This window comes from Candidatus Accumulibacter vicinus (genome assembly GCF_000584955.1).
Taxonomy (GTDB): Bacteria; Pseudomonadota; Gammaproteobacteria; order Burkholderiales; family Rhodocyclaceae; genus Accumulibacter; species Accumulibacter vicinus.
On the sequence record NZ_JDSS02000027.1, the window covers coordinates 184,229 to 199,333 of the forward strand.

At 60.3% G+C, this 15,105-nt stretch carries 13 protein-coding genes and 1 other RNA gene; 11 read left to right on the top strand and 3 right to left on the bottom strand.

Translation table 11 applies throughout. The annotated features are described in order from the left end of the window. The coding region (gene cas1 / locus CAPSK01_RS13325; RefSeq protein WP_273703663.1) for a CRISPR-associated endonuclease Cas1 at window positions 1–583 on the bottom strand (583 nt) is incomplete at its 3' end. Between the two features lie 270 nt (window positions 584–853). Here cas1 and flgK point away from each other — a divergent pair. Genes flgK through CAPSK01_RS13340 form a run of 3 tightly spaced genes read left to right on the top strand, consistent with a single transcriptional unit; the run spans window position 854 to window position 4,780 of the window. Continuing rightward, the gene (gene flgK, locus CAPSK01_RS13330) at window positions 854–2,890 is read left to right on the top strand and encodes a flagellar hook-associated protein FlgK (RefSeq protein ID WP_034927439.1); all 2,037 of its coding nucleotides are present in this window, start codon (window positions 854–856) and stop codon (window positions 2,888–2,890) included. A 10-nt stretch (window positions 2,891–2,900) separates the two neighbouring features. Further along, complete coding sequence (gene flgL, locus CAPSK01_RS13335) at window positions 2,901–4,217, top strand: flagellar hook-associated protein FlgL (RefSeq protein WP_034927441.1); 1,317 nt, start codon at window positions 2,901–2,903, stop codon at window positions 4,215–4,217. A gap of 26 nt (window positions 4,218–4,243) precedes the next feature. Further along, a complete protein-coding gene (locus tag CAPSK01_RS13340; RefSeq protein ID WP_273703664.1) occupies window positions 4,244–4,780 on the top strand; it encodes a hypothetical protein in 537 nt (178 codons plus the stop codon). A 33-nt stretch (window positions 4,781–4,813) separates the two neighbouring features. Here the strand turns inward: CAPSK01_RS13340 and CAPSK01_RS13345 are convergent, their stop codons facing one another. Together CAPSK01_RS13345 and CAPSK01_RS13350 are read right to left on the bottom strand one after the other, a co-directional pair. Continuing rightward, complete coding sequence (locus CAPSK01_RS13345; RefSeq protein WP_034927443.1) at window positions 4,814–5,365, bottom strand: YcbK family protein; 552 nt, start codon at window positions 5,363–5,365, stop codon at window positions 4,814–4,816. A gap of 18 nt (window positions 5,366–5,383) precedes the next feature. Continuing rightward, the gene (locus tag CAPSK01_RS13350) at window positions 5,384–7,021 is read right to left on the bottom strand and encodes a L,D-transpeptidase family protein (RefSeq protein ID WP_273703665.1); all 1,638 of its coding nucleotides are present in this window, start codon (window positions 7,019–7,021) and stop codon (window positions 5,384–5,386) included. Between the two features lie 155 nt (window positions 7,022–7,176). Between CAPSK01_RS13350 and rnpB the strand changes: the two genes are divergently transcribed. The 8 genes from rnpB to mraY form a co-directional block, all read left to right on the top strand. Beyond that, window positions 7,177–7,541, top strand: an RNA gene (gene rnpB / locus CAPSK01_RS13545) — RNase P RNA component class A. Between the two features lie 329 nt (window positions 7,542–7,870). Beyond that, window positions 7,871–8,317 (top strand): division/cell wall cluster transcriptional repressor MraZ, encoded by a 447-nt coding sequence (gene mraZ, locus CAPSK01_RS13355; RefSeq protein ID WP_034927446.1) that lies wholly within the window; start codon window positions 7,871–7,873, stop codon window positions 8,315–8,317. After that, window positions 8,314–9,270 (top strand): 16S rRNA (cytosine(1402)-N(4))-methyltransferase RsmH, encoded by a 957-nt coding sequence (rsmH, locus tag CAPSK01_RS13360; protein ID WP_034927449.1) that lies wholly within the window; start codon window positions 8,314–8,316, stop codon window positions 9,268–9,270. Before mraZ ends, rsmH begins: the two co-directional genes overlap by 4 nt. A 1-nt stretch (window position 9,271) precedes the next feature. Continuing rightward, a complete protein-coding gene (gene ftsL, locus CAPSK01_RS13365) occupies window positions 9,272–9,550 on the top strand; it encodes a cell division protein FtsL (RefSeq protein ID WP_034927451.1) in 279 nt (92 codons plus the stop codon). After that, a complete protein-coding gene (locus CAPSK01_RS13370) occupies window positions 9,547–11,298 on the top strand; it encodes a penicillin-binding protein 2 (protein ID WP_273703666.1) in 1,752 nt (583 codons plus the stop codon). The genes ftsL and CAPSK01_RS13370 overlap by 4 nt, the downstream gene beginning before the upstream one ends. Beyond that, window positions 11,295–12,803: a UDP-N-acetylmuramoyl-L-alanyl-D-glutamate--2,6-diaminopimelate ligase gene (locus CAPSK01_RS13375; protein WP_034927453.1), complete on the top strand. Its 1,509-nt coding sequence runs from the start codon at window positions 11,295–11,297 to the stop codon at window positions 12,801–12,803. Before CAPSK01_RS13370 ends, CAPSK01_RS13375 begins: the two co-directional genes overlap by 4 nt. Next, window positions 12,800–14,173 carry a UDP-N-acetylmuramoyl-tripeptide--D-alanyl-D-alanine ligase gene (murF, locus tag CAPSK01_RS13380; RefSeq protein ID WP_034927456.1) on the top strand — a complete coding sequence of 458 codons (1,374 nt, stop codon included), beginning with the start codon at window positions 12,800–12,802 and terminating at the stop codon, window positions 14,171–14,173. Before CAPSK01_RS13375 ends, murF begins: the two co-directional genes overlap by 4 nt. Beyond that, the coding region (mraY, locus tag CAPSK01_RS13385; RefSeq protein WP_034927459.1) for a phospho-N-acetylmuramoyl-pentapeptide-transferase at window positions 14,173–15,105 on the top strand (933 nt) is incomplete at its 3' end. The genes murF and mraY, both read left to right, overlap by 1 nt.

Below are 15,105 nucleotides of genomic sequence, written 5' to 3' on the forward strand. Positions count from 1 at the left end.
CGGTCTGAAAGTCGTCGGGAGCGAGTTCCGACTTCAGTAGTCTGGCGCTGAAGCGGTCGGCGAGCGGCCGCAGTGGTTCGACGAGGTCCATCAGCAGTGTCGGCCGGCCATCCTCGGCGGAGTGGTAGAACCCTCCTGAGACGTCGAGGCCGGCTGCGGTAGCCCCCACCTCGACCTCGTTGAGCAGCAGGGTATAAACCAGCGAGAGCACGGAATTGACCGGATCGGGCGGCGGATGCTGACGGCGCTGCTCGAAAACGAAGAGGCTGCCTTCCAGATGCTGACGCAAACCGTCGAAGAACGCCCGCGCCGCGGCATCCTCATGGCCACGCAGGGTATTCAGATCCAGGCAATGGTGGCTGGCCAGCAGCCCGTCGGCGATCTCGTGCCGTCCAGGGACGCGCCACTGCCGCAGCAGCCGGCCGTGACCGCGAAGTTTCGCCTGCACCAGTGCGCGGGCGACAGTCATGCACCGGACTGGATCGTCCATCGCCTGGTATTGCTGCTTGCGGCGCATGACTTGGCGACCGGGCTTTGCCAGCAGGCTGCCGCGAAAACCGCCGCGTAGTGACGAAAAAATCACCGAAAAATCCAGTACCCAAGCAACGCACGATCCGGGGCCGGATTCAAGACTGTGACCTCCATTGCTGCCTATACTTCGCGCGGCCAAATTTTCGGTTTTACGTTAAGCCAATGTTGGGTTATAAAGAGAAGATCCGCGCCGCAATCGCAACGGGGCCGTGAATTAATCAATTAATCAACACTTTCTAATGGCCTGAGCAATTCCGCTCGCCGGGACTAAATTTATCGCTGCAGGTGCCGTCTACAGAATAGTCATAGAGGAACTCATGCCATGGGCTCAGGAATCATTGGTACCGCTCTCAGCGGTCTGCAGGCCGCTCAGTTCGGTCTGCAGACTACCGAACATAATATCGCCAACGCCAATACCCCGGGCTTTTCGCGGCAACGGACGATCCAGGCGAGCAATTTTGCGCAGCAGACGGGTAGCGGCTTTTTCGGGCAGGGTACCCATGTGGTGACCGTCGAACGCATGTATAGCCGCTTTCTGACCGACCAGGTCAATCGTTCGCAGAGCAGCATGAGTCAACTCGACAGCTATGCCGCTCAAATCAGCCAGATCAACGACCTGCTCGCCGATCCGGCCACTGGCTTGTCGCCAGCGTTACAGGGTTTCTTCACGAGTGTTCAGGAGGTTGCGGCCAATCCTTCACAGTTGGCGAGCCGTCAAATCATGGTCTCTGCGGCACAGACCTTGAGCACTCGATACCAGTCGATGGGTGACCAGCTCGCCCAGATGTACGACGGAGTCAATGGTCAAATCGAGGCGACTGTCACCAGCATCAATGCCAACATCAAACAGATCGCATTGCTGAACCAGCAAATCCCCGTTGCCCAGGTCGCTACCGGCCAACCCGCCAACGATCTGCTGGATACCCGCGACCAGCTGGTTCTTGAGCTGAACAAGATGATCAAGGCAAAGATCACGACCAATAGCGATGGCAGTTACAATGTTTTCATCGGGAGCGGCCAGCAACTGGTCGCCGGCTCGATCACGATGGATCTCGCGACCATGTCATCACCGAGCGATCCTTCCCGGCGGGTGGTTGGCCAGGAGGGCGTGACTGGTGTCCACGAGATTCCGGAGTCGCTGCTCAACGGCGGCACTCTCGGCGGTTTGCTGACTTTCCGGAGCGAATCGCTGGATCAGGCGAGCAATGAACTGGGCCGCAACGCGATCTCGCTAGCGCTCACCTTCAACGCGCAGAGTGCTCTTGGGCAGGACCTGCTCGGTCAGTCGCAGCTCTCTTCTGCACCCACCAGCTTTACTCCGGATCTGTTCTCGGTGACGTCGCCGAAGGTCATTGCAAACACCAACAATCCGCCTGGCAGCCCGACTGTTAGCGCTGCTTTTGTCAGCCCACCCCCGTTCAACGAAAACTTCTATACCGATCTCGTAAGCAGCGATTACCGCCTGAGCGCAGACGCGAGTGGTGTGACGCTGACGCGTCTTGCCGACAATAAACAATGGAGCGGGGCTGATCTCGGGGAAATCAACACGAATCTGGCAAGCGATCCGCAGGGATTTACGCTGGATCCTTCTCCGACCCTGTTGGACGGTTCAAGTTATCTGATTCAGCCAACCCGCGACGCTGCCCGTAAACTCTCGGTCAATCCGGCGATTGTGGCGGACGCCCGCCTGATTACGGCGGCCGGGCCAATCCGCACTTCGACAGGGGCGACCAATACCGGATTGGCCAAGGTGTCGGCAGGCAGTGTCGGAACAGGCTATGTGGCGGCTGTGGCAGGGATGCCGATGTCGCTGGAGTACCAGGGCGGCAATCTGCAAAACTTTCCGGTGGGTGCGCAGGTGTCGATCAATGGCGACGCTCCGGTGGTGATTGCTGCGACTACGGATGTCGTTCCTTACACGAGCGGGGCGACGATTACTCTTCTCGACCCGCTGACGAGTACACCCGGCTTCAGTTTTACCATCACTGGCGTACCCAACAATGGCGACACCTTTTCAATTGCCAGGAATTCCGGTGCGCTCACCGATGGGCGTAACGCGCTGGCTTTGGCGCAGCTCCAGACGCAGCATACGATGGCCGGGAAATCCTCCTCCTTCCAGGAAGCCTATGCGCAATTGGTCAGCCAGACCGGTAGCAAGGCAAATCAGATACAGGTCAGTAGTGCGGCGCAGCAGGCCCTGCTGATCCAGGCCCAAGACAACCGCGAATCCCTCTCGGGGGTCAATCTCGACGAGGAAGCGGCCAATCTCATTCTTTATCAACAGGCCTATCAGGCCGCCGCCAAGGCTTTGCAAGTCAGTTCCAGTCTGTTCGACTTGATTCTGCAAATGTCGGCCTAAGGAGCGTCACATGCGTATCAGTACCAGTCAAGCCTACGGTTCTGGTTTGCGCGGCATCGAGCGTAGCCAGAATCAGCTCCTCAGGCTGCAGAATCAAATGTCCAGCGGGCGCCGCATGTTGACTTCGGCGGATGATCCCGTCGCCGCTGCCAGAGTGCTCACTGTTTCGCAGTCCAAGGACGTCGGCGTCCAATACGCACATAATCAGAGTGACGCGACCGCGCGACTTGGCCTGGTCGACAACCAGCTCGCCGCCTTGACCAATCTGCTGCAGAACGTTCGTGAACGGGTCATTCAGGCGGGCAATACGGTGCTGTCCGACAGCGATCGCCAGGCCCTCGCCATTGATCTGGCGTCAAGCTTTGACGGCCTGCTCGGGATTGCCAATAGTCAGAGTGCCGAAGGTGACTACCTGTTTTCAGGTTACCAGGGAGCAACGATTCCGTTTGCCGGCAGTGCGACCTCCTCGGTCACTTACGCAGGGGATGATGGCCAGCGTTTGCTGCAGGTGACCTCAACTCAACAGATGCCGAGCAATGTGGCCGGCAGCGATTTGTTCATGAATATCCGGGAAGGCAATGGCACCTTTGCGACGGCAGCCACGGGTAGCGGCGGTTTTCCCAACCAGGGTTCAGGGATTATTCAGCCGGGTTCGGTGCTCGATCTCGAGAAATGGCAAAGCGCCTTGAATTCCGGTTTCCCCTGGCAAGGGACGGGAAATTTCTCGCTACAGGTGCAGTTTTCATCGGTTGCAGGCGTCAGTAGTTACCAGTTGTTCGATGCTTCGACACCAGACTCGTCAGGTACGCCCCTGCCGGCCACGGCCGTCAGCCCGGTGTTGCCCTTTGTTTCGGGACAAGCCATTCCGCTGGTCACCACCATCCCGGACGTTGACTTCGGCGCACAAGTGGTGATCAATGGTTTGCCTGCTGCCGGTGATACCTTCACGATCAAGCCGAGTGCCAACAAGAGTGTTTTTCAGACCATGCAGGAGCTGATCGGTCTGCTGAGTTCGCCACTGCTGGCTTCGGGCACGACAAGAACGGAATTCTCCGGCCAGTTGCAGGGGCACCTGACCAATCTCGATCAGGTGCTTGTCAATGTCAGCCGCGTGCATACGACCGTGGGTGGGTACCTGCAGGAACTGGACGGCCTGAGCAGCAACTCCGAAGCGCTGGATATTCAGTATGCGCAGACCTTGTCGGACCTTCAGGACCTGGATTATGCGAAGGCGATCACCGACTTCACGATGCAGCAGGTCAACCTGGAAGCTGCGCAGAAGTCTTTTGTACAGATCAGCGGTCTGAGCCTTTTCAAATATCTCTGATATCTCTGAGCCACAAGGACAGGGCCATGCGTTCGCCTGCAGGTTTCTTGCTGGTCATTCTGCTGAGTGGCTGTGGAAACGTGGATTGGTACTTGCGACCACGTCCGGACAGCAGCCATGTTTCTGACTATTCCTTCAAGGAGTCGCAGAATCCGATGCCGAGCGTGGCGCCACTCCGAGCCGCCGTAATTGCCGGAGCGGTGGGTTATTCGGTCAAGGAATATGCGGGCCATGCTGCTTATCTGGGACTGGCCGTTGCCGCTGCGGTTGCGGCCTATGCCATCTACGATCCTCTCGCGCCCAACTGGACGATTGAGGAAAGGATTCTTGACGCAGATACCTACCGCCTTTCGATGCGCGCCAAGAGCTTTCGCACCGGTGGCGATGGGGAATCCGGATTGATTTTCAAGCGGCGGGCACTGCAGCTACAGCTTGAACGAGGCGTTCCCGCATACCGTATCCTCGACTACTCGGAAGGGATCGATTCGAGTACGCCTTTCACGCACCGTTACGCGGAAGGCGTGATTCAGCTGGTTCGTGCCGATCCGCCTAAGAGGCCTTAAAAGTAGCGAGTCCGCGCACGACTCGCTGCCCGACTACCAGGAACGTACCCTGCCGGTGTCGAGGTGAACAAACTCGTCATACGGATAGAAGCCGACTCCGCCGGCACCCTGGGATATTGCGGCGTCGCGCAGATCGACCAGGGGTACGCCGGCGATGCGCAGATCGATGGCCTTGCCCTGCATGTGCAGGCTCTGCTTTGCCACTCCCCCGTTACCGGTGCTGCGCAACCTGGCGTTGGTCTGGGCGCAACGGTAGCCGGAAATGATCTGGAAAGGCTGCTCGCAGCCCAGTTCCTGTCGAAGCTGGAAAAGCAGGTCAAACAATAGCGGGTCGATACTGCCGACTTCACCCGAGTAATGGTCCCGCAGAAACAGGTTGAGACGCTGCAGTCCTTCGGGGAGATAGCGGTCGCCGAGGGCAAATACGACCGAGAGACGCTCGCCGGTATGGGTGTGATCGAGTTTGAGGCTGCGCGCATTCGGCAGGGCCGCCAGTGCAGGCTTTGCCAGTGGCAGGGCGGCGCCAGCGACGACCAGTCGGGCGGCGTGAGCGAGAAACAGGCGACGTGAGTGTGGCTTCGGCATGACTGCTCCATGGCAAGGCTAATGGGTGGATTCTGCTGGAATGTTGGCGGGGTGGGAAGCCTGCACGGCGAGTGAGTGCTGACGCAGGGCAGCGTCGAGAAGCGGGTCCTGCCGGTAAATGTCGGGAAAAAAATACACTCGCCCGTCCCGGACGGCTGCCGTTTGGTAAGCGATGACCACCGGCAGGGACTCCGGCAAGCGGATGGTCATGGATTTGCCTTTGCGCATCGCTTGCACGATGCGCGCTTCACTCCATTCCGGCGCATCTGCAAGAACGAATTTCGCCAGTTCCACCGGTGCCTCGATGCGAATGCAGCCGTGACTGAAATCGCGTCGGTCGCGTTTGAAAAGTTGTGGTGTCGGGGTGTGATGGAGATAAATGTTGTCCTTGTTGGGAAATACGAACTTGATGTCGCCAAGAGCATTACCTGCCCCAGGCTTCTGGCGGATGCGCATCTGGCCACGCTGCACGGCATCAAGACTGGTGCTGTCCAGGCCGACGATGACGCGACCGTCGCTCCCGACGAATTCGAAGCCCTGTCGATCGAAATAGCCGGGGTCGCGGCGCAGCCTGGGCAAGGTTTCGCTCCTGGCGATCGATGGCGGAACATTCCAGTAGGGGCTGAACTCGACAAAGCGCATTTCGGCATCAAAAAGTGGTGTCGGGGTTTTGCGCGCCGTGCCTACAATGACTTTCATCGCGGTCTTCATTTCGATTCTGCCGTCTCTGACCTGGTAGGCACGCAGCATGAATTCCGGAACGTTGACCACGACCACGCGTGGTGCTGGCAGCAGCGGTGTCCAGCGCAGCCGTTCAAGCGCCAGTTCGAGTTGCCGTGCGCGGCTTGCGGGGGGCACATTGAGTAATGCGAAGGCATCTTTTCCGAGCACACCGCTGGGCACCATGCCATGCCGCTCCTGAAATATCCGGACACCTTCGACGATGGCGCCCTCGTAGCGTCCTGGCGGTGCAATACCGGCGCGCAGGTCGCCGAGTAATTCGAGTCGCTGCAACAGCGCCGGAATGCCTGCATATTTTTCACCTGGTTTCAGTTGGCCGTTGGGTAGCGGTGGCAGGTCCTGTTGCCAGGCGGGGTGGCCGGTCAGTTCGCGGTAGTGGGCAAGCGCTGCCTGCAAACTGCCGTACTGTGGCAGTGCGGGGGCCATGCTGCGGACGGCTTCGGCAAGACGGTCATCGGTGATCGCCGAGGACAGGAACAAATCGGCGTCGAATGCACGGACTGCCTGACGATAGTTTGCACCCAACTGATGTGGATCGATGCGCCCGAAGTGCAGGTCGGTGAGATAGCGCCGCATCGCCGAAGTCAAGGCAAGATCGATCCTGGTGACCTGGTCTTCCGCCATCGCCATTCCGCTGATGGCATTTTCAATGGCCTTCTGCAACCCCTCGGCGTTGTAGTCCTGCGCATCCAGTCCGTCCACTGCGGCTTTGTCAAGAAGGTCGACGGCCTGCTGTGCGGCAAGCCTTGGGCGTTCTGTAGCGAACCATGACAGCGCTTCAGTCGCGGAAGGGCAGTGGCTGGCGATCGTCAGACCGATGGCCAGACAGATGGTTGGAAAATACCGGCCTCGGCAGCGGCAGGCAGGTGTTGCGGGGAGCAGCAGCGAGCAGGAAGACATGAGCAGGCAGAGCATGTGGCGGACTGCGCATTATCCACCATCAACAAAACATTCAGGGGATCGCACGCATGTCCAGAGTCAATCTGGCAGCTCTCTGGCGGCTGCACTCCCTGGCTGAGCACCCGCAATTTCGCTCGGGCCGTCATTGGTGAGGCGTATAATCAGAACGGGAAGCTGGTCAGGCAGCCGCTGGGCAAGAGGTGCAAACCTGGAGCCGAGAGGAAAGTCCGGGCTCCGTAGAGCAGGATGCCGGCTAACGACCGGGCACCGTGAGGTGACGGAAAGTGCCACAGAAATCAAACCGCCGATGTTCCCGAGGATGGGAAACAGGCAAGGGTGAAACGGCGAGGTAAGAGCTCACCGCGGCCGTGGTAACACGGACGGCACGGCAAACCCCATCCGGAGCAAGGCCAAATAGGGAAGCATGGGCGTGGCTCGCGCTGCTTCCGGGTAGGCTGCTTGAGCGTGCTGGTAACAGTACGCCTAGAGGAATGGCTGCCCACGACAGAACCCGGCTTATCGACTGGCTTCCCACCCCCTTCATCCTTCATTCCTGCATGGCGGACAGCGATGGCTGCACGTGATGACACATCGCTGCCGGATGTTCGCATTCAACTCGCCATTTATGCGAATACTTAGGGCGCAATCTTAATAATTTACTTTAAGTGTGATGATTGCCCCCTTGTTTTATCGCGAGTAATCTCCTTTCTAACTACCTCAAAAGTCGCTCATAAGTCATTGTAGCCATTGAGAAAAGTAAAGCAGTACCTCTTGCTTTAGGCGAGTCCTTAACTTAAAGTGGGAGTAAGTGGCGAAAAGTGGGAAAATGTTGGTTTTAACGGGCGGACAGCAAAGGCTGGTTGGATGTTCCAGGGTGCGGCAGCGTTGAGTCTTGATGCCAAGGGCAGGCTTGCCATTCCGGCGCGTCACCGGGAGGCGCTTGCGTCTGCTGCCAGCGGCAGACTGGTCCTGACCGCCCACCCGCACCGCTGCCTGCTGCTCTATCCCGAATCTGCGTGGGAGCCGATCCGCGACAAGGTATTGTCGGCTTCGAGCTTCAATCTGCAGGCCGCGGCCATCAAGCGTCTGTTGGTGGGTAACGCCCGCGAGGAAAGCATGGATGCTGCCGGTCGCCTGTTGATCGCGCCCGAACTGCGTCAGTTTGCACAACTTGAGAAGCAGGTCTGGCTCGTTGGCCAGGGGAGTCATTTCGAAATCTGGTCGGACGCGGGCTGGCAGAAGCAACAGGAGGCCGTCTTCGCTCTTGGCGATCAGTTCCTGCCTCCCGGTCTTGAAGATCTGGCGCTGTGAGCACGTCGCTTCGGCATCAAACCGTTTTGCTGCGGGAAGCGGTTGAAGCACTGGAGATCAAGCCTGCCGGCACCTACGTCGACGGCACCTTCGGTGGCGGTGGCCATACGCGAGCGATTCTCGAACAGCTTGGTCCGCACGGTCGACTGCTTGCACTCGACCGTGATCCGCAGGCGGTAGCGCTGGCCCACGCCATCCAGGACCGGCGTTTGCGCGTTATGCATCACTGTTTCGCCGATCTGGTCAATGCCATTCGGCAGGCAGGGGTTGCAGCAGAAGAGGGCGTCGATGGGGTGCTTCTCGATATCGGAGTCTCCTCGCCGCAACTCGATGAGGGGGCTCGCGGCTTCAGTTTTCGCTACGATGCGCCGCTCGATATGCGGATGGATACGACTCAAGGTGAGACCGCCGCACAGTGGCTGCTGCGGGCCGGGGTGCAGGAGATCACGGAGGTCATAAGGAATTATGGTGAAGAACGGTTTGCTTTCCAGATTGCAAAGAAGATTGTGGCTGCTCGGGGAGAGCGGCCGCTTACAACCACGGGGGAGCTTGCCGCCCTTGTACGCGCGACCGTGTGGCCCCGCGAGCCCGGGCAGGACGCGGCGACGCGTACCTTTCAAGCTCTACGGATTCATATCAATCAAGAGCTCCAACAGCTCGCGCTAGTGCTGCCTGAGGCCATGACCGTCTTGAAACAAGGAGGCCGCCTGGTGGTGATCAGTTTTCACTCGCTCGAAGACCGGATTGTCAAGCGCTTCATGCGTGACCAGGCGGCACCCGACCGCTTGCCCAGAAGATTGCCCTTGCGTGCCGCTGAATTGCCGAAGCCGGAACTTCGCTTGGTTGGCAAACCGCGGAGGGCAAGTGCGGCGGAAGTCGCTGCCAACCCACGGGCGCGCAGTGCGGTGATGCGCGTCGCCGAGAAACTGGCCAGGGCCAGGGAGGCTGCCTGAAATGGTTCGCCTGAATATTTTCCTGTTGCTGGCGGTGGTGATCTGCAGCCTGGCCGTGGTGACTTCACAGCACAAGGCGCGCAAGATTTTTCAGGCGCTTGAGGCTGAGCAGGAGCATGCGCGGCAACTCGAAGTCGAGTTCGGGCAGTTGCAACTGGAACTCTCGACTTGGGGAACGGCGCCGCGAATCGAGAAAATTGCTCGCGAGAAGCTGAAGATGCGTGCGCCGGAAACGGGCCACATGATCACCGCAACCCCCACCGGAGGCTTGCCGCAATGATGCGTTTCAAAGGTCAAGTGGCGCACAAGTTCGCCGAAAGCCCATTATTACAGATGCGCCTGCCGCTCTGGCGCTCGCGCCTGATGGCCCTGCTGATCCTCGGTTCGTTCGGCGTGCTGATCGGACGGGCATTCTATCTGCAGACCCTGAACACCGATTTCCTGCAGGAAAAGGGCGAATCTCGCTATCGGCGCGATATCGAAATCAGTGCTTCGCGCGGACGGATTGCCGATCGGCACGGGGACGTCCTGGCCATTTCGACGCCGATGAAGTCGATCTGGGCGATCCCGCCAGCAACGACGCTGACGCCTGTGCAGGCGAGGCAATTGGCTGCTCTGCTGGAGACCGACGTCAAGCAACTGACCCACAAACTGGACACCGACAAGACCTTCGTTTTTCTTCGCCGTCAGATCCCGCCTGCCGTGGCCGACCAGGTGGCTGCACTCAAGTTGCCTGGCATCGGCCAGGACAAGGAGTACCGTCGCTTCTATCCGACCGGTGAAATGACTGCACACATGGTCGGCTTCACCGGTGTTGACGACAAGGGACTCGAAGGTGTCGAGCTGGCGTTTCATCGCCAACTGTTGGGACAGCCCGGTAGCCGTAGCGTCATCAAGGATCGCCGCGGCCAGATCGTCGAGGACGTCGGCTCGATCAAGCCGCCGCAGGATGGTAAGGAAATTCGGCTGGCGCTCGATTCAAAGATTCAGTATCTCGCCTACAGCCACCTGAAGCAGGCGATTGCCGACAACAATGCCAAGGCCGGCGGCATCGTCGTGCTCGACGTCAGGACAGGTGAGATCCTCGCTTTGGCCAACTGGCCAACCTATAACCCGAACAATCGCGAAGGGCTGTCCGGGAGTCAGTTGCGCAATCGTGCGGTGACCGATACCTTCGAGCCTGGTTCGACACTCAAGCCTTTCACGATCGCCCTGGGAATTGAGGCGGGCAAGGTCCGTTCCGACACGATCATCAACTGCGCGCCAGGACGCCTGACCATTGGCAATGCGACGATTTCCGACGCACATCCCCACGGTGCGCTGAGTGTCGCCGAGGTCATCCAGAAATCCTCCAACGTCGGTGCGGCCAAGATTGCGGCCATGCTGCCGTCACAGAAAATGTGGCAGATGTTCGACGATGTCGGTTTTGGTCAGGTGCCACGCCTGGGCTTTCCTGGCGAGGTGAGTGGCCGGGTGCGTCCATGGAAGAACTGGCGGCCAATCGAACAGGCAACCATGGCTTATGGGCATGGCATTTCGGTGTCGCTGATCCAGTTGGCGCGCGCTTATACGGCTTTTGCGCGCGACGGTGATGTGCTGCCACTCTCGCTGACCCAGGTGGAGTCGTCTAAGCCTAGCGGCATGGCCGTGTTCAGCCCCAAGACCGCGCGTGAAGTCCGCAGTATGCTCGAGATGGCTGTTCTGCCAGGCGGAACGGCACCCAAGGCGCAGATTCCTGGCTATCGTGTGGCCGGCAAAACGGGCACGGCGCACAAACTCGTAGGGGGGCGCTATGCGAACAAGTACGTCTCGTCTTTCGTCGGTTTTGCGCCCGCATCGGATCCGCGCCTGATCGTCGCGGTAATGATCGACGAGCCGGGTGCCGGCAAACATTATGGTGGCGATGTGGCGGCACCGGTGTTTGCTTCCGTCATGGGAAGTTCCTTGCGGACGCTCGGCATTGCGCCGGACGTGCCGCTGGTGGTCGCGCAAAGCCCGAAAGCGCCGACACCCAAGGCCAGGTTGTGAGCACGCAGGCGACTCTCGCACGCAGTGACGCGGTCAGCGCAAGCTTGGCGCGACTGGCCGCGCTTGGCGTCGTGCCGAATCGTGTCACGGATGACAGCCGCCAGGTTCTTCCCGGCGACCTGTTTCTGGCCTATCCCGGCGATCTTGCCGATGGCCGCCGCTACATTGCCGAGGCCATCGCCAACGGTGCGTCTGCGATCCTCTGGGAGGCGACGACCACCGGCACGGCTGATTTTGCCTGGAACAGCGCCTGGCGAATTGCCAATCTGCCGATCATCGGTCTGCGTGCGCTTTGCGGACCGCTGGCGCACGCCATCTACGGGCATCCGAGTGAGCGCCTGTCGCTGCTTGCGGTCACCGGCACCAACGGCAAGACCAGCGTCACGCAATGGATCGGTGCCAGCCACCCGCGCTGCTGCGCGATCATCGGCACGCTGGGGGCGGGTTTTCCCGGTCAGATGGTCGAGACCGGTTTCACGACACCCGAAGCGACCACGTTGATGCGCTGCCTGGCCGATTTCGCCGATGCTGGAGCGCAAGCCTGCGCGCTCGAAGCGAGTTCGATCGGCATTGCCGAAGGACGTCTCGACGGCGTCCGCGTTGACGTCGCGGTGTTCACCAATCTGTCGCGCGATCACCTCGACTACCATGGCACGATGGCGGACTACGCAGAGGCCAAGGCCAGATTGTTCACCTGGCCGCGCCTGCGTCTGGCGGTCAGCAATCTTGACGATCCCTTCGGGCGTGAACTGGCCGCGCTGAGTACAGCGACCAAGGTGGTTGGCTACACCCAGCAGGACCTGCCCGACGACCGGCAGGGAACGATCCGCGCCGAGAACGTCGAAGAAACCATCGACGGTCTGCGTTTCCGGCTTTGCGCCCCGAGCGGTCGCGCCCTGGTCGAGACCGGCCTGCTCGGCCGTTATAACGTCTCCAATCTGCTCGCCGTGGCGGCGGTGTTGCTTGACGCCGGCCTGACTCCGCAGGCGGTCGCCGAGCGTCTTGCCACTCTGAACTCACCGGCAGGTCGCCTGGAGAAGATTGGCGGTGGCAACGAACCCTTGGTCATCGTCGATTACGCCCATACTCCGGATGCCCTGAAGAACGCCTTGCTCGCACTTCGTCCGATGGCCATTGCCCGTGGTGCCGGTCTGACCGTCATTTTCGGCTGTGGCGGTGATCGGGATCGCGGCAAGCGGCCGTTGATGGGAGAAGTGGCTGTCCGCCATGCCGACCGCGTGGTGCTGACCAGTGACAATCCGCGCGGTGAGGATCCGCAGGCCATTCTTGACGATATCCGCGTCGCTGCCACCAGCGCTGAAATCATCGCCGATCGCGCCGAAGCGATTCGCCGCACCATTCTCCTGGTTCATCCGGCCGAGGTGGTGTTGATTGCCGGCAAGGGACACGAGTCCTATCAGGAGATCGCCACTGTGCGCCGGCCGTTTTCGGACGCTGGCGAGGTGCGTGCTGCCCTCGCTGCTCGCCGGGAGATGGCACGATGATGGATCTCCTCGCTGCGGCACGTGCCACGGCTGCCAGACTGATCGGTGATAACGTGACTTTCTGCGGTGTGTCGACCGACAGCCGTAGCATTGCTGCCGGCGAGCTTTTCGTTGCGCTGCGCGGCGAGAACTTCGATGGTCACGAATACGTGGCAGCAGCCCAGATGCGTGGTGCGGTCGCCGCGGTCGTTGCTGCAGACGCTGCCGAAAGCCTGCGCGCGCTGGGTTTGCCCCTGCTGCAGGTGGCCGAGACCCGGCTGTCGCTGGGTGCCCTGGCGGCCGATTGGCGGAGCCGTTTCACGCTGCCTATGATCGCTGTGACCGGTAGTAACGGCAAGACCACGACCAAGGAGATGATCGCCAGCATCCTCAAGGCGGCTTTTGCCGAGGCAGTATTGTCTACGCAGGGCAATTACAACAACGACATCGGCCTGCCCTTGACCCTGCTCAGGCTCAACGCCACCCATCGCGCGGCGATCATCGAGATGGGCATGAATCATCCCGGTGAAATCGCCTATCTGGCGGGCATCGCCCGTCCCACGGTTGCCGTGGTGACCAATGCCCAGCGCGCCCATCTTGCCGGAATGGGTTCGCTGGAGGCGATAGCCAGCGAAAAAGGCAGCATCTTCAGCGGCCTGGATGAAAATGGCATCGCGGTCTTCAATGCCGACGACCTTTGGGCCGATTTGTGGCGTGCCCAGAGTCGCGGGCTCGGAGTGATGACTTTCGGCCTTGAGCAGGCGGCTGATGTGACTGGCAAGTCCACTCTGCATGGTCTGGAAAATCGCCTCAACGTCTGCGCTCCGCAGGGTCGGTTCGAGGTTCTGCTGGCGCTGCCGGGCCAGCACAATGCGCGCAATGCCCTCGCCGCGGCCACGGCCTGTCTGGCGGCCGGTATCTCGCTGGAAGCCGTACAGGCCGGACTGGCTGGCTTCCGCGGTCTCAAGGGACGACTGCAGCGACGCGTCGCCCTGCATGACTCGGTGCTGCTCGACGATACCTATAACGCCAACCCCGACTCGGTGCGCGCGGGCATCGACGTACTCGCGACGACCATCGGCAAGAAGGTGCTGGTGCTCGGCGATATGGGCGAGATCGGCGAGATGAGTGCCCAGTTTCACGACGAAATCGGCGGCTACGCCAAGAGCCAGGGAATCGATCGCCTGTTCGCGTTGGGTGAAGCCAGCGCCCTTGCGGCCCATAACTTTGGCTCTGGCGGTGAGCACTACACGCATGTCGACCTACTGGTCGAAGCCTTGACTGCCGAACTCACCCCGGAAACCATCGTCCTCGTCAAGGGATCGCGTTTCATGCGCATGGAAAGGGTGGCCAATGCCATCAGCGTTCCGGCGCCCGAGGGGGGCGAGTAATGCTGTTGGTGTTGACGCAATGGCTGGCACAGGACGTGCGGGCTTTCAATGTGTTCGGGTATATCACCCTGCGCACGGTGCTGTCTGCAATGACCGCGCTGATCATTTCCTTCATTGCCGGACCAAGCTTGATCCGCTGGTTGGCCGCCAAGAAGATCGGCCAGGCGGTGCGGCGCGATGGCCCGGAAACGCATCTGATCAAATCCGGCACACCGACCATGGGCGGAGCCCTGATTTTGATTGCCATCGTCATCACCACGCTGCTGTGGGGTGACCTCAGCAATCGTTACGTGTGGGTGGTGCTGACCGTGACCGTTGGTTTCGGTGGCATCGGCTGGTACGACGACTGGCAAAAAGTGGTGCATCGCAATCCGCGAGGCCTGCCGGCACGCTGGAAGTATATCTGGCAGTCGGCCATCGGTCTGATGGTGGCGCTTTATCTCGGCCTGACTGCCAGCGGACCGGCACAGCTCGAGCTGATCGTTCCTTTCTTCAAGACCGTTTCCTATCCACTCGGTATCTTCGGCTTCATTGTCCTCAGCTATCTGGTCGTCGTCGGCACCAGCAATGCCGTTAACCTGACCGATGGTCTCGATGGTCTGGCGATCATGCCGACGGTGATGATCGCCAACGCCCTGGCCATCTTCGCCTACGTCGCCGGCAACGCCGTCTATGCCAAGTACCTGTTCCTGCCGTATATCCCGGGCGCGGGTGAACTGGCGATCTTCCTCGGGGCGATGGCAGGTGCCGGACTCGGTTTCCTGTGGTTCAACGCTTACCCGGCGGAAGTGTTCATGGGGGATGTCGGTGCCCTGGCACTGGGTGCAGCGCTCGGCACGGTGGCCATCATCGTCCGCCAGGAGATCGTGCTGGCGATCATGGGGGGCATTTTTGTGGCCGAAACGCTATCGGTGGCGGCCCAGGTTCTCTAT

Coding starts and splice junctions, on each gene's coding strand:
- ftsL (WP_034927451.1), top strand. CDS start 9,272: ATGGTTCGCCTGAATATTTTCCTGTTGCTGGCGGTGGTGATCTGCAGC.
- CAPSK01_RS13370 (WP_273703666.1), top strand. CDS start 9,547: ATGATGCGTTTCAAAGGTCAAGTGGCGCACAAGTTCGCCGAAAGCCCA.
- flgL (WP_034927441.1), top strand. CDS start 2,901: ATGCGTATCAGTACCAGTCAAGCCTACGGTTCTGGTTTGCGCGGCATC.
- mraZ (WP_034927446.1), top strand. CDS start 7,871: ATGTTCCAGGGTGCGGCAGCGTTGAGTCTTGATGCCAAGGGCAGGCTT.
- CAPSK01_RS13345 (WP_034927443.1), bottom strand. CDS start 5,365: ATGCCGAAGCCACACTCACGTCGCCTGTTTCTCGCTCACGCCGCCCGA.
- CAPSK01_RS13340 (WP_273703664.1), top strand. CDS start 4,244: ATGCGTTCGCCTGCAGGTTTCTTGCTGGTCATTCTGCTGAGTGGCTGT.
- CAPSK01_RS13350 (WP_273703665.1), bottom strand. CDS start 7,021: ATGCTCTGCCTGCTCATGTCTTCCTGCTCGCTGCTGCTCCCCGCAACA.
- flgK (WP_034927439.1), top strand. CDS start 854: ATGGGCTCAGGAATCATTGGTACCGCTCTCAGCGGTCTGCAGGCCGCT.
- murF (WP_034927456.1), top strand. CDS start 12,800: ATGATGGATCTCCTCGCTGCGGCACGTGCCACGGCTGCCAGACTGATC.